The following is a 14,811-nucleotide window of genomic DNA, read 5'->3' on the forward strand; positions in this document are numbered from 1 at the left end:
TTAATAAAAATTGTTTCTGCCTTTTTTCCAATAATAAACCAAACCTGCTCCAATTACTAAGCCACTAAGATGTGCAAAATGAGCTACGTTATCTGTAGGATTATTTATAATTACGTTATAAATAGTGTACAGACCGTAGAATAAAATTAAATATTTAGCCTTAACTGGCATAGGAGGAAACAATAAAAGAAGCTCGGTGTTTGGGAAAAACATGCCAAAAGCAATCAAAATTCCAAATAATGCACCTGAAGCTCCAACCATTGGGATATTGATTTGAAAATCTCTTATTCCCATAAAATTTTCCTTTGCTCTTTGGATTAATGAGGGGTTTTCTGGATTTCTACTGTATTCATCTATAAAATCAAATACGCCAGGCTTAAATAAATGTCGATTTTCACTCACAAAATCATTGAATTTTTCTGGACTTGGATTTTCATAAAACGCTTCGATTTTATTGTCCAATTGATTTATTTTAAATGCATTGTATCCGGAATACAACAGTCCACTACCTATTCCACATACCATCCAAAGTATGAGAAGTTTTTTTGGTCCTAAGAACTGCTCAAGCAAGGGGCCAAAAACAAATAACCCAAACATATTGCTAAATAGATGCCATCCATTGGCATGCATAAACATATATGTGAGAAATTGGGTCGGTAGAAAAAGGCTGCTTTGGACAAAATAAAGTGCAAATACTCTCTCCAGTTGAGGCATGAGGTAACTAGCCACGACAAACATGGCAATATTGATCAAGAGTAAATTTTTAACAACGGGTGTTAAGTTTCTAAACATGGCTTATCGGTTGAAAAAAGCGTGTATTTTATGTAAATCAAGTTTGACAAAGGTTTTGTTCCCACCAAGTCCGTAATTTGGATTTTGACAGGCAAATAATTGACCCACTAAGGTTTCCATTTCTGTTGAGTCCAATCGAACACCTTTTTTAATAGCAGATTTTTTAGCTAAAGATCTTGCAAGATTTTCACGATTATCAAGAGAAAGTTCTGATTTGAAATGCTTAAATTGCTCTAATAAGCCTTCAAAAAGTGCTTTCTCGTTTGTGACTTGAATATCTGCTGGAACTCCTTGAATGAGAATTGTCTCTTTCCCAAATTCAACAATTACAAAGCCCAAGCTGTTTAATTCTTCTTTGATATCCATCACAAGCGCAAAATCTGATTGGCTGAGTTGAATGTGCTGAGGAAAAAGACACTGCTGCGAAATTCCAGCTGCATTTTTCAATTGCTTCAAATAACGCTCGTACAGGATTCTCTCGTGGGTAGCCTGCTGATCTAAAATCAATAAGCCAGAAGACATTTGGGCGATAATGTAGCTCAATTCCACTTGGAATGTTGTCCCGGTATTTTCTTGTTCTATCGGAAAGATTTGTTCTCTTTGATGACTGTCATTTGCCTTAGAGGAAAAAGTAAGAAAATCTGAAGGTGAGTCTATGACATCTTTTTGTTCAAAGTCAGGAGAGATCGTCTTTTCACCCCCTTCAAATAATCTTTCCCATCCGGAGACATCCTGCTTTCTGAAACTTGGAGTCTGGAAATTTTTATAACTGTTTTCCTTCCCCAAATCATCGGGTTTGTAGGTGTTTTCTAATCGTACATCACTTTTCCTAATCTCGTCATTTTTCCAATTTTCAGTGAAGTTCACATCCATATTGAAGTCCAAAGCAGGAACCACATTGTGCGCTCCTAAGGATTGCTTTACGGCTGATCGAATTACGGCATATACAGTACGTTCATCATCGAATTTAATTTCTGTTTTGGTCGGATGTACATTGATATCAATGTGCGAAGGATCAATTTCTAAAAATAACACATAGAAGGGCTGCATGTCCGAGGGCATCAATCCTTCATAGGCGTTGGAAACGGCATGATGTAGATAATTGCTTCTGATAAATCTATTGTTGACAAAGAAGTATTGTTCTCCCCTTGTTTTTTTGGCGTTTTCAGGCTTCCCAATGTAACCTTTGATATTAAGATGTGGTGTCTCTTCCTGACAAGTCACCAGTTGTCCTTGATAGTTTTTGCCAAAAATCCCTACAATTCTTTGACTCAATTTTCCTGGAACTAAGTTGAAAAGCTCCATGTCATTTTGAGTAAATTTAAATCCAATTTCAGGGTAGGAGAGAGCTACTCTCTGAAATTCATCTACGAGATGTTTCATTTCTACTGCATTGGATTTGAGAAAATTTCTGCGAGCAGGTACATTAAAAAACAGGTTTTTAACGGCAATAGAAGTTCCTTGAGGACATGAAATAGGTTCTTGTTTCTTAAACTCAGAACCTTCTATTTGGATTAGGGTACCCAGTTCATCCCCAGCTTGACGAGTCTTCATCTCTACTTGCGATACTGCTGCTATAGAAGCCATAGCCTCTCCGCGAAATCCAAAAGTGTGGATGGCAAAAAGGTCTGCGGAAGTTCTGATTTTAGAAGTAGCGTGTCTTTCAAAGCACATTCTTGCATCAGTCAAAGTCATGCCTTTGCCATTGTCAATGACAAGCATTAAAGCTTTTCCAGCATCTTTGACCACTACTTGAACTTGGGTGGCGCCTGCGTCCACGGCATTTTCAAGCATTTCCTTCAAAGCAGAAGCAGGTCGCTGAACTACTTCACCTGCTGCAATTTGATTGGCAATTGCATCGGGAAGAAGTTGTATGATGTCGTTCATCGGCTATGCTTTCTTTTCAATCTTAAAAATAATCCAAAAAGGAATCCACCACCAGTGAGGTAAAGTAAGCCATAGAGTACAATAGGTCCATAGAAAATATAACCTCCAAGTCCTCCAATTAAGAGTAAAAATATGATAAATCGAAGTAGGCCAGCGGAAGTTACAGGTGAAGTTTGCCTTCCTTTGATTTGCCCTCCTTGCGTAAAAGCTCCCTTAATCGAAGATCCATAATCTCGCATGAATGATTCTGAAAGCTCTTCATCTGATTTAATCAACCCTTCAGCCTGAAGATTTCTTTTTATTCTTGCCGTTCTTTGTTCAATTTCTTCACGCACAGGATCATAATATCTTGGCTTGATATCAAAGCTCATCGGTTTGGCTGTTCTAAAGATTGAAGGGAATTTCATATTGAGATAGATTCTTTTTTAATATTTCTCGTTGTATAGAAAACATACGTCCTTTTATCAAAATTGATACAAGACCATTGGAAAATTCCTATATGTTTGCAAAATACAATGTATATTCATACAAAGTTATTTTAAAAATTAAGCAATAAAAATTTAACAGCAGGATGCGAATAAAAGTTTGGAGCTCACTTTTAGGTTTAGCCTTGATTTTTCAGGCTGATGGGGTTTTAGGTAGGGATATACCGAACATATTTTCAAATGAGAAAAGTTTTGAGATCGAAGGCTCAAGAGTTGAAAACGATACATCTGAATTTTTCAGAGAAAAAAAAGACCCATTAATGGCAGAAGATTATAGAAGGCAAATGGAATGGGTGGATTCCGTTTTCAATAATCAGACATTTGAGCAGCGTTTAGGCCAGCTTTTTATGGTTGCTGCCTACTCAAATAGGGACTTCAGACATAGAGAAGAAATTGCCAAATTAATAAAGGAACAAAATCTCGGAGGCTTGATTTTTTTTCAAGGAGGACCAGTAAGGCAAGCAAATCTTACTAATTATTATCAATCTATTTCAGACACCCCGTTATTTATAGCTATGGACGCAGAATGGGGAATCAATATGAGACTAGATTCAGTGATTACTTTTCCCAAAGCAATGACCTTGGGGGCACTTCCTGATGAGAGATTGATTTATGAAATGGGGAAAGAGATTGCGAGGCAATTTACTGAGTTGGGAATGCATATTAATTTTGCTCCCGTGGTAGATGTTAATTCTAATCCCAACAATCCTGTAATTGGATATCGGGCTTTTGGAGAAGAGAAGAGGCTTGTAGCAAGGAAGTCGATGGCTTATATGAAAGGCCTTCAAGAAAATGGAATAATTGCCAATGCAAAACATTTCCCAGGTCATGGAGATACAGAGTCTGATTCTCATTATACTTTACCAGTCATCCGTCATTCTCAAAGTAGAATATTAGATATCGACCTTTACCCTTATCGAGAGCTGATAAATGAAGATTTGATGAGTGTGATGGTAGCACATTTACATATCCCAAGCCTTGATAGTGAGAAAAATAAAGCCACTACACTATCAAAATATGTAGTCACAGATCTACTTAAGGATCAAATGAAATTTGATGGATTGATTTTTACTGATGCACTGAATATGAAAGGTGTGAGTAGTTATTATAAGCCTGGGGAAGTTGATTTGTTAGCATTGGAAGCAGGGAATGATATTTTGCTCTACTCAGAAGATGTCCCTAAAGCGAAACAATTGATCATTGAAGCCATCAGAGAAGGGAGGCTAAGTCAAGAAGAAATCGATAATAGAATCATAAAAGTACTAAAGGCTAAATATTGGGCAGGACTACATCAAAAGCCAAAAATCAAGGTTGAAGGGCTTATTGATAGATTGAATACAAAAAAAACGGCACTTTTGGTTGAGCAACTTTTTTCAAATTCAATCACAGTAACTTCCAATAAGAATAGTTTTCTTCCTTTACGAAATTTAGACTTGCTGAATATTGCATCTTTGACCATTGGGGGTGATGGACAAGTTTTTCAAGATAAAATTGACAAATATGCTAAAGTGGATCATTTTAATATTGACAAGGGCACCAATGGGAGTTCACTCAATCAGATCAAGGAAAAACTAGCAAATTATAATACTGTAATTGTAGGGTTGATGGGCGTGACGAATAGCCCCTCAAGAGATTTTGGCGTTAATCAATCTGACATCGAGTTTATTAAGGAGTTGAGTAAAGAGAAATCTGTTGTTGTATCACTTTTTGGAAATACCTATGCTTCCAAAAATCTTAATGGTTTACCTCACAATATTCTGACTTTTGAAAATAATGAATTTACTCAAAAACTCGTGCCTGAAATCATATTTGGTGGAAGATCAGCTAGAGGTATGATGCCTGTTTCAATAAGTGAAAATATTAAAATTGGAAGTGGGGGTTATCTTGAAGGTTTGAAAAAATTATCTTACAGCTATCCTGAAAGTCAAGGCATGAACAGTTCTGTTTTGGCAGAGATTGATCAAATCATGGAGGTTGGAATTAGAAAAAAGGCAACTCCTGGAGGAGTGGTTCTAGTAGCAAAAAATGGTCAAGTAGTTTTTGAAAAAGCTTATGGGCACCTAGATTACAATAAAACGCAAGAAGTCAACACCAGAACTGTCTATGACCTAGCTTCGATAACTAAGGTATTGGCAACTACTCAGGCTGTCATGTTTTTGGCGAGTAGAGATATTATTGATATGGACAAGCCTATATCAAGGTATTTGCCTGAATTGAAGCAGACCAATAAGGGGGATTTACTATTGAAGGATATCATGGCTCACGAGGCTGGACTAGTGGCTTTTATACCTTATTATGTCAATACAGTAGAGTCAGGTTCTTGGAAAAATGAATATTATCGAGATTCTGCCTTCGAAGATTTTAACATTCCAATTTCTAATGATATGTATGCGAAACAAAGCTTGAGGGATAGCATTTGGAATTGGACAATCAAATCTAATTTGAGAAAACTCGATCCAAATCGCAAAAGATATAGTTATGTTTATTCAGATTTGACTATGTATTTGATGCAAGCAGTCGTAGAGCGATTGACCAATCAGCCGATGGATGAATTTTTGGATCAGAATTTCTACGCTCCACTTGGTTTGCATACCTTGACTTTCAAGCCCCACAATAAGATAGCTTTACAAAACATTGCTCCAACAGAGGATGATATTGCCTTCCGAAAAAGGCTAGTGCAAGGGTTTGTTCATGATCCTGGAGCAGCGATGTATGGAGGTGTTGCAGGCCATGCAGGATTGTTTGGGACGGCAAACGACCTTGCAGTCATGATGCAAATGATGCTCAATGGTGGAAAATACGGTGATGTGAATCTTTTGGATGAAAAAGTTATCAATCAATTTACAAAAAGACAATCCAATCAAAGCCGAAGAGGTTGGGGTTGGGACAAGCCCGAGCCGGAGAAAGGTAAAGGTGGGGGAGCTGGAGTATTGGCACCCAAAAGCACATTTGGCCACACAGGTTTTACTGGTACAGCAGTTTGGGCAGATCCAGAAAATGATTTGATTTATGTATTTTTATCAAATCGAGTACATCCAGATGCGAGCAATAACCTATTGCTCAAAGAAGGGATTCGGACTGAAATTCATGATGTTATCTACCGATCTATAAATAAGCCCGAAAGGGCGCAGAGATTGATTGAGGAATAAAATGAGATTAATTGAACATTCTATAGGCGATCGAGTGTTAATGTGCTATTGATTTCCAATTGAGAAAAATATTATGAAAATAGGAATTGTCTGTTATCCAACATTTGGAGGTAGTGGTGTCGTAGCTACTGAATTAGGAAAAGCTTTGGCCAAAGAAGGGCATCAAATTCATTTTATTACATACAGGCAGCCCACTAGGTTGGATTTTTTTAGTGAAAACTTATTCTATCACGAAGTAGATATCAAAAGTTATCCATTATTCGAACATGCTCCCTACGAACTTGCATTAGCTAGTAAAATGGTCAATGTTGTCAAGTATGAACAGCTTGATTTACTGCATGTTCACTATGCCATTCCTCATGCTTCTGCGGCTTATATGGCTAAGCAAATCTTAAAGGAAGAAGGTATTTATATTCCTGTAGTGACAACCCTTCATGGAACAGACATTACCTTGGTAGGCAAAGACCCTAGCTATGAACCTGTAGTGACTTTTAGTATCAATCAGTCTGATGGTGTCACAGCGGTATCAGAAGATTTAAGAAAAGCGACTTATGAGCTTTTTCCTGTAAAGAGAGATATTGAAGTAATTCCAAATTTCATAGATCTTGACCGATTCAAAAAACAGAAAAAGGATCATTTCAAACTTGCCATCTGTCCTCATAATGAGAAATTAATCGTTCATACATCTAATTTTAGAAAAGTGAAGAGGGTGGAGGATGTCATTAAGGTTTTCTTTGAAGTGAGAAAAGTAATCCCTGCCAAATTACTTCTAGTAGGAGATGGGCCTGAAAGAGACAAGATGGAAAGACTATGTCGAGAACTGGGCACATGTGATGACATTAGGTTCTTAGGTAAATTAGAAGCAGTTGAGGAAGTCTTGTCTGTTGCGGATTTATTTATGATGCCATCTGAAAAGGAAAGTTTTGGTCTAGCAGCATTAGAGGCTATGGCCTGTGAGGTTCCTATTTTATCTTCGAACGCTGGTGGGATTCCTGAATTGAACATCGATGGAGAAACAGGCTATGTATGTAATGTAGGTGATGTTGAGACAATGACGGAAAGAGCTTTGGAGATTTTGAAAAATGAAAATCTTCCAGGTTTTAAAGATAGAGCTTTGAAGAGAGCTAAAGAATTTGATGTGACGAATATTCTACCGATGTACGAGGCTTTTTATCACCAAACTATAGAAAAATCTAAGGCTCTCTTGGCTAAAATTTAAGATTATGAAATTTTAACTTTTTGAAGTTTTGTTCGTTATATAATCCATTGGTATTAAATTTGAACCGAACATGTACAAAAGTTGAAGTCATTCTTACATGAAAATTTCAAATCTCAGGTCTTAAAAAAATCTGCAATTATGAGTGCCACAATGAAAAAAATAGGAAGATTGGATAGACCAGACAATAATGGGTCAGCTCATATGTTTGATAATCCACTTTTAGAAAGAATTTCAAGAACACATATTAGTATTCCTATTGTTATGTTTCTCAGCATTAGTGCAGTTTCATTTTATTATGCACTCACTAGTACTTCAATTAACTTATCTATAGGCTTATTACTTCTGCTTGCAGGATTATTTGTATTTACATTTGTAGAATACATGATGCACAAACATTTCTTTCATATGGAACCGGATACCCCTGCCAAAGATAAGTTGCAGTATTCCGTTCATGGTGTTCATCATGACTATCCTAAGGATAAAGACAGGTTGGCAATGCCTCCTTTTATAAGTGCTTTTTATGCCTTGGTATTTTATTTGGTATTTACCTTAATCATGGGAGATTATGCCTTATATTTCCTTCCTGGGTTTTTATTAGGTTATTCAGCTTATTTAGGAGTTCACTACATAGTACACGCCTATCAGCCACCAAAGAATTTTTTAAAAGTGCTTTGGGTAAACCATGCAGTTCATCATTATAAAGATCCGGATGTAGCTTTTGGAGTAAGCTCACCGCTGTGGGATTATATTTTAGGTACAATGCCGAAAAAATGATAAATAAATTTAACCCTCTTCTTTTGAAGAGGGTTTTTTTACTTGAAAATTTATTATGAAAATTTCAATAGTAGGATTAGGTTGGCTGGGCCTCCCATTAGCAGATCACTTGATGAATCTTGGTCACCAGGTGATAGGTAGTACGACAACCATAGAAAAATCAATTTTCTTAACAAAAAAGGGCTACAACAATGCAGTTTTGAAATTTAATCCACACCCAGAAGGAAGTGAATTTCAAAGACTTTTTCAAGCAGATTTGATTGTAATAAATATTCCTCCTCGAACACGCACTGCTGACCCCACATTTCATCCAGAGCAGATCAAATATTTAAAGGAATTGATCAATCAATCGGGGATTTCAAAGGTTATTTACGTCTCGGCAACATCAGTTTATCCAGACGAAAATCAGGTTGCAAGAGAAGCAGATTTACTTTCCAAAAAGAATACAGGTAATATTGCTTTGTTTGATGCAGAAAACTTACTTTGGAAAGATAAGCAATACGATTTAACCGTAGTTAGGTTTGGAGGCTTGCTTGGTGTAGATAGGATTCCTGGCAGGTATTTTTCAGGGAAAGAAAATGTGGAGGGGGACTCTCCCGTGAATTATATTCATAGAGATGATGCAGTAAACTTATTGTCTTGGATCATTGAAAAAAATCTTTGGAACGAGACTTTTAATGGAGTGACACCTTTACACCCTCAGAGAAAAGAAGTCTATGAAAAGAATGCTAAGGAGCTAGGTTTTGATCCTCCCAAATCTTATGACAAGTCCGAAACTAAATTATGGAAAAAAATCTCTTGTAATAAAATCCTCGAAACAGGTTTTGAATTTAAAATTTCAGATCCTTTAGATTTTTGGGATCAGGTATAAAAAAAAGAGGCCATTCAAGATCAGAATAGCCTCTTTTTAATTTATTCTTTGATTAATTCTGAGGAATGAGTTTTACCATCAATCCAGTTGCTTCTACAATAGCATAAAGATATCCGTCAGGACTTTGAGATATTTGTCTCACTCTTCCAATTCCATCAAGAAGCTTTTCTTGTCCAAGATAGTTTGTACCATCCAATTCTACTCTTGCAACCTGTTGACCAGCTAAGCCAGCTACAAGTATATTACCTTTCCAATTCGGATATTTATCAGAAGTAACTAATGTCATACCACAAGTCGCTATGGATGGGACCCAGTAAGTAACTGGTTGTACCATTCCCTCTTTCTCTGTTTCTTCTGTGATGATAGAACCATCATAGTCGATGCCATAAGTGATCTCTGGCCAACCGTAGTTTTTTCCTTTTTCGATCAAGTTTAATTCATCACCACCTTTAGGGCCATGTTCTACTGCCCAAAGTCTGTTGTTTTCTTTATCAAAAATGATTCCTTGAGGATTTCTATTCCCATATGTCCAAATCGTTGGGATAGCACCAGCTACATCTACAAAAGGATTGTCAGATGGGATTCTTCCATCATCATGGATTCTATGAATCTTACCATGTGAATTATCTAATTCTTGAGCATTTTGTGGTCTATTTCCTTTATCTCCATTTGAATAATAAAGATAATTTTCATTGTCAAAAACGATTCTTGTCCCGAAGTGTCTTCCGCCTTTCCATTCTGGCATATTGACTGCGAGCTCTTCCAAATTTACCAAAGCGTTGCCTTCTAGCTTGGCTCTTGAAATCACCAAAACACCGCCTTCACCCATATCTTTGGCATAAGCCAAGTAGATCCAGCCATTGTTTGCATAATCTGGATGAACAGCGATATCCAAAAGTCCAGCCTGATTGACTTCATGGACAGCAGGAACCCCCGTTAGTTTTTCGCCAGTGAATTTGTCGTCTTTAAAAATCAGGATTTCGCCCTTTCTCTCTGTGACAAGCATTCTTCCATCAGGAAGCCAAGTCATTCCCCAAGGGTTTTCAAAGTCTGTGAACAAGGTATCAACAGAGAAAGTCAATTTTTCAGACGTCACCGCAAATGGGTCAGGTTCTATTGTTTCTACTTTATCTGATGGTTCTGAGCAAGCAATTATTCCTGAGAATAAACTGGCACTCAAAATAAAAGCTAAATTTTTGTGTAATTTCATATCTACGAAGTTGGTTTTCTTACAAAATTAATCAATTTCCCATTCAATTGTTTGTGATATTATGCAAATGGCATTCCATTGTCTTCATTTAGGAGGTAGAAGTAGTTTGCATTGACGAGTCATTTAAAATTATTTTAAAAGATAAAAGTATGATGAAGAATCAAATTTGGATCATGACCTCTGCATTTGATCAGTTGGATCTGGATCAAACCATAGCCAAAGCAAAAGAAGCTGAGGTACAAGGCTTAGATGTCTGTGTATTTAGAAGGGATGGGACGCGAGATGACTTTGTTGCTACTCATATAGATTATGAAAACTTTGATTTAAATAGTGCCGGTCAACTTATTGATAAATTTAATCAAGCAAAATTAAGATTGTCAATTGGAGCCTTTGATAATTTAATTGGTGGAGCTGAAGATCAGAAATTAAAAAATCAAAACCATCTCTTGAAATTAATCCGAATGGCACATCTTCTCGGAGGGGATGAGAATGATGTTAAGGTTGGAACTTTCGTCGGCTACAATCATGAATTGGGAAATTTGGAAAATGGTTTTGAAAGAAATCTAGAAGAATATCAAAGAATTTTCACACCTATTATTAAGTATGCAGAGAGTCTGGGAGTGACGGTTTTGTATGAAAACTGCCCAATGGAAGGTTGGCGATCTTCGGGCTATTCCACCACTTTTAATAATCTAACAGGAGTATTGGCAGCTCGGAAAATTATGTATCAATTGATTCCAAGCCATGCACATGGAGAGATATATGACCCATCACATGATGTTTGGCAGAACACTGACCCTGTAGAAGTAATCAAGCATACCGAGTTAACAAGACTAAAAAGAATCCATGTCAAATCCACTAGGAATATTTCTGATCCATTTTGGGGAAATATGTATCCTATGCAAAGGGTTAAAGCGGAGTGGGCCGAGAAAGCAGGGATTCCTAACAGTACCAATGAATGGGATAGACACCATTATGAAGCAACTTTACCTGGCTTTGGACTGGGTGATTCGATGGATTGGAGGAAGTTTGTAATGGCATTGAGAGAAAAGGGCTTTGAAGGACCCTTTGAAATCGAAAATGAAGCCAAGCTCTCAAAGCAAACGGGCAACATGGCTGCTATCATGCAAGGGTGCAAAGCAGCAGTTCAAAATCTTGCCCCATTACTTTGGTCTTTGCAAGAAGATGGATATACTTATCTGCAGTCTGATATTAAACCTTTGAAAAATTTGAATAAAAAAGAGATTCCGATTATGACGATGAAAGAACTTTCTTGATTTCTTTCGAAGTAGAAATCTTAAAAAAAATCACTCTATTTAAGAAATATGTTATTTCTGATTTACATAAAATAGTAACTTTTGTTAAGTGTAAATAACAAATTTCCAAAACCGAGAATACATTCCTTTTGATGGATAACATGGAAATCGGTTTTGGAAATAGGATACCACTTGGGTTGTTCGGATTCTTATATTAATCAGTTGTTTTCTTTCTTTATTTTCTCTTCAAGCTCTTTTTGGAGTTCTTGCATTTTGAGTGAATGCTCTTTTTGCCACTCTTTCATTTTTTGATGAAACTCATCTATTTTTGGCTGATTGGCTTTCTGCCATTCTTCCATTTTTTGCTGATATTCTTGCATCAAGGGTCTGGCTTCTTCTTCGAACTGCTTCATTTTAGCCTGATATTCTTCCATTAATGGTTGAAGTTGCTTTTCATAAGCCTTCATTTTTTCTTGATATTCTTTCATTAATGGCTCGTATTGCTTTTGCCATTCTGCCATTTCTTTAGCATATTCTTCCATCAATGGCTTCAAAGATTCCGCTTTTAACTTTGCCATTTCGGCTTGTTTTTTAACTAGAGAAATAATCGAATCATTTTGGTTAACATTTGCCATCCGCTTTCTTGATTCTGATAATGCCGCAATTTTTTCAGTTAGGACAGAAATCTCTTTCATTGCCTCCTCCTTTTCTTCTTTTGTCTTTGCCTTACTCAGTTTTTCTGCAGCTTCTCCGAGTGCTTTAGCATAGAAATCTGTGGTATCTCCTATACTTGGGTAAAAGATGGTAGGGTTGGTATAAAATCCAACTTTTGGAGTGCTTTGGATTTTAGCTAAATTAAAAGTCTGAATTTGTTTGGCCCCAGCAGTCTTAACCCGAGCAAGTTCTAATTCAGCCAATGTGAGTTCATTCAAATCTTGACCAATTCTAATTTTTGCAAAACTAGGATTTAGTTTTTTAATAGAATCTATGCTAATATGAGGAATAATCATTTTATCAGAAAGTGTTAGTAGAGGCATCGCACTGAAATCATCCCCTTGAAATTCCAATGGAGCAACTCTTAAAGTATGAGTTATACCTTCGTTATTTTTGAATTTTTCATCAATTGATTCAATTTTCAAATTGGAGTTGTTCAGTTTAAAAATTGAATTATTATTCATTTTAAATGAAAGTAAAGAGTCAGCCTTAATATTGGGGCTATTAAGTAATTTCAAAAGTATAGTAGAATCTCCTTTAAACTCCTTGATAATGATTGGAGAGCTTTGTGATGACTTTAGTTTTTCACCTTTGCTATTTAGATTTTGAAAGTCAGACCAAACATGAAGCGTATCTCCAATGAATTTATAATTATCAAAACTTGATAAAAGTTTAGATTCCATCTCTTCAGAAATATCTTCAAAAGAGAAAGGTTTTCCATCTTCAGAAAAACTCACTTTGAAATCATAGGATTTTGGATTTTCAGACTTGTCAGAAAAACCAGAGAAGGCTTTTGACATAAAGGATAAAGACTGGTTAAGTTCTTTGAGTGATGTTCCTAGATTTTGTTTTAGGCCCTCAGCAATCTCCTTTTCTAGAATTTTTCCTGAATTTTCATCTTGCTCAAAATTCAGCCAAAAATCACTTTCCAAGTTTATTTCAGATTGAATCTGAGTGAGCATTAGATCTGATTTTGAGTCAGCGGATTTATCTGCATGGGCGCCAAGAATCAGTGAGGCGCTGAGAATTAATGTAATCATCATGGTAAAGCTGGTTAAAGTGGAAGTTTGTTTGTGGGAGGTGTGAAAACCCATAATTCTTTTAATTCTATCTAAAGTAGGAGTCTTTGATTTCGCAGCCGCCAAAGCGAGTTGTTGTTGTGATTGCTTGGCATGGTTGACAATTATAACAAGTGCCTTAGCCAAATCGCGGGCATGGACACCTACTTGGATAGCTGCATCATCGCAAGCATGTTCGCGTTCAGTTTTGATAATGGAATTGATATACCAAAAAACGGGATGGAAGAAAAAGATCACTTCCATAGCTGATTGCATCAGATTGACCAGATAATCATATCTTTTGATATGTGCCAATTCGTGTGCAATGATGGCCTCCAATTGATTTGGGCTGAGTTGAAAAATCAATCCTGCGGGAATCAATATGACAGGTTTAAAAACTCCGTAAGTCACTGGTGAGTAGACAAACTTGCTTTGAAATAGTTTGACAGTTTGTTTTACCTTAAGTTTTTGGGAAAAGTCTATTAAAGCAGTCTTCCATTTTCCATCAATCTCCTTTTTGGGTTTTGAACTTAAACTCCTTAGCTCCGCCAATGAACCACCAAACTTGACCATAAAGAGGATTGCTCCGATTAGCCAAAGATTAACAAGTGCTGGGATTCTCCTTTCTATTTGTTCAGAGAGGACTTCAAAGGTTGTTTGAGAAGTCTGAGGAGCTTCAAAATCTGTGGGCAAATAAATCGCAGCATTTTCTGGAATAAAAATCTCCTGTGTAGCGGTCGATTCACTTGCAGGTTCAAAATAGAAAATCGAAGTACTTATGCTACTCAGAACAAGAACAAACAAGGAAATAACTCCCATTCGGTATTTGAAGGCTGCAGATTTATTTTGTAAAAATCCAAGCGAAAACCATAAAACTACACCAAGTCCCGCAATCTGCCAAAGTGAATGTACGAGCATCCAACCTATTGCATAGAGGTAGTTTTCCGGTATGATTTCATTGATCCATTCCATTATTTTTCATTTTCAATCTGATCTAAAAAAGCACGAATTTCATCTAACTCCTCTTTCGAAGGATTCCCTTGACCCAAGGCCTGCATTACTAGATTTTTTGCTGAGCCACCGAAGGCACTTGCCATAAAATTTTGCACCAAGTTTTTTTGTGTTGCCTGCTCTTCGATTGCAGCAGTATAAGTGTGCGTTCTATTTTGTTCGTCTCGATGGAGCAAGCCCTTTCCATGCATATTCTGCATTTGTTTTAAGGTAGTCGTGTAGCCGGTATCTTTGATAGATGCAAGATGTTCATGAACTTCCCTTACGGTAACTTTTTCTTTTTGCCAGACGACTTGAAGAATTTCCAGTTCAGATTCAGTGGGTTTCGCTTTCATAATTCTGATGTACGATATGTTTCGTACAAAGTTATACGAAGAATATCGTA

The 14,811-nt window shown here is 36.7% G+C and carries 11 protein-coding genes; 5 read left to right on the plus strand and 6 right to left on the minus strand.

All coding sequences use genetic code 11. From position 1 onward, the window contains the following. Genes BELBA_RS07910 through BELBA_RS07920 form a run of 3 tightly spaced genes read right to left on the minus strand, consistent with a single transcriptional unit; the run spans nt 1 to nt 3,086 of the window. Complete coding sequence (locus tag BELBA_RS07910; protein ID WP_014772204.1) at nt 1-792, minus strand: rhomboid family intramembrane serine protease; 792 nt, start codon at nt 790-792, stop codon at nt 1-3. A gap of 3 nt (nt 793-795) precedes the next feature. Continuing rightward, nucleotides 796-2,679 (minus strand): DNA mismatch repair endonuclease MutL, encoded by a 1,884-nt coding sequence (gene mutL, locus BELBA_RS07915; RefSeq protein WP_014772205.1) that lies wholly within the window; start codon nt 2,677-2,679, stop codon nt 796-798. After that, nucleotides 2,676-3,086 (minus strand): hypothetical protein, encoded by a 411-nt coding sequence (locus BELBA_RS07920; RefSeq protein WP_014772206.1) that lies wholly within the window; start codon nt 3,084-3,086, stop codon nt 2,676-2,678. The genes mutL and BELBA_RS07920 overlap by 4 nt, the downstream gene beginning before the upstream one ends. Nucleotides 3,087-3,250: 164 nt before the next feature. Here BELBA_RS07920 and BELBA_RS07925 point away from each other — a divergent pair, with 164 nt between their 5' ends. The 4 genes from BELBA_RS07925 (at nt 3,251) to BELBA_RS07940 (ending at nt 9,177) form a co-directional block, all read left to right on the plus strand. After that, nucleotides 3,251-6,313, plus strand: coding sequence for a serine hydrolase domain-containing protein (locus BELBA_RS07925; protein ID WP_014772207.1), 3,063 nt, complete (start codon nt 3,251-3,253; stop codon nt 6,311-6,313). Nucleotides 6,314-6,386: 73 nt separating this feature from the next. Next, the gene (gene bshA / locus BELBA_RS07930) at nt 6,387-7,532 is read left to right on the plus strand and encodes an N-acetyl-alpha-D-glucosaminyl L-malate synthase BshA (protein ID WP_014772208.1); all 1,146 of its coding nucleotides are present in this window, start codon (nt 6,387-6,389) and stop codon (nt 7,530-7,532) included. A 150-nt stretch (nt 7,533-7,682) separates the two neighbouring features. Next, nucleotides 7,683-8,306: a sterol desaturase family protein gene (locus BELBA_RS07935; protein ID WP_041779577.1), complete on the plus strand. Its 624-nt coding sequence runs from the start codon at nt 7,683-7,685 to the stop codon at nt 8,304-8,306. Between the two features lie 55 nt (nt 8,307-8,361). Then, entirely contained in the window at nt 8,362-9,177 is an 816-nt protein-coding gene (locus BELBA_RS07940) for a Rossmann-fold NAD(P)-binding domain-containing protein (protein ID WP_014772210.1), read from the plus strand. A gap of 52 nt (nt 9,178-9,229) precedes the next feature. Here BELBA_RS07940 and BELBA_RS07945 read toward each other — a convergent pair whose 3' ends face one another. Then, nucleotides 9,230-10,387: a PQQ-dependent sugar dehydrogenase gene (locus BELBA_RS07945; RefSeq protein WP_014772211.1), complete on the minus strand. Its 1,158-nt coding sequence runs from the start codon at nt 10,385-10,387 to the stop codon at nt 9,230-9,232. A 152-nt stretch (nt 10,388-10,539) separates the two neighbouring features. On the opposite strand from BELBA_RS07945, the gene BELBA_RS07950 reads away from it, so the two are divergent. Further along, a complete protein-coding gene (locus BELBA_RS07950; protein WP_014772212.1) occupies nt 10,540-11,664 on the plus strand; it encodes a sugar phosphate isomerase/epimerase family protein in 1,125 nt (374 codons plus the stop codon). Between the two features lie 197 nt (nt 11,665-11,861). Here the strand turns inward: BELBA_RS07950 and BELBA_RS07955 are convergent, their stop codons facing one another. Both BELBA_RS07955 and BELBA_RS07960 read right to left on the minus strand, forming a co-directional pair. After that, the gene (locus BELBA_RS07955) at nt 11,862-14,387 is read right to left on the minus strand and encodes a M56 family metallopeptidase (protein WP_014772213.1); all 2,526 of its coding nucleotides are present in this window, start codon (nt 14,385-14,387) and stop codon (nt 11,862-11,864) included. Then, a complete protein-coding gene (locus tag BELBA_RS07960; protein ID WP_041779286.1) occupies nt 14,387-14,761 on the minus strand; it encodes a BlaI/MecI/CopY family transcriptional regulator in 375 nt (124 codons plus the stop codon). Before BELBA_RS07960 ends, BELBA_RS07955 begins: the two co-directional genes overlap by 1 nt. Nucleotides 14,762-14,811 lie beyond the last annotated feature (50 nt).

Origin of the sequence: Belliella baltica DSM 15883 (assembly GCF_000265405.1) — a bacterium.
Taxonomy (GTDB): Bacteria; Bacteroidota; Bacteroidia; order Cytophagales; family Cyclobacteriaceae; genus Belliella; species Belliella baltica.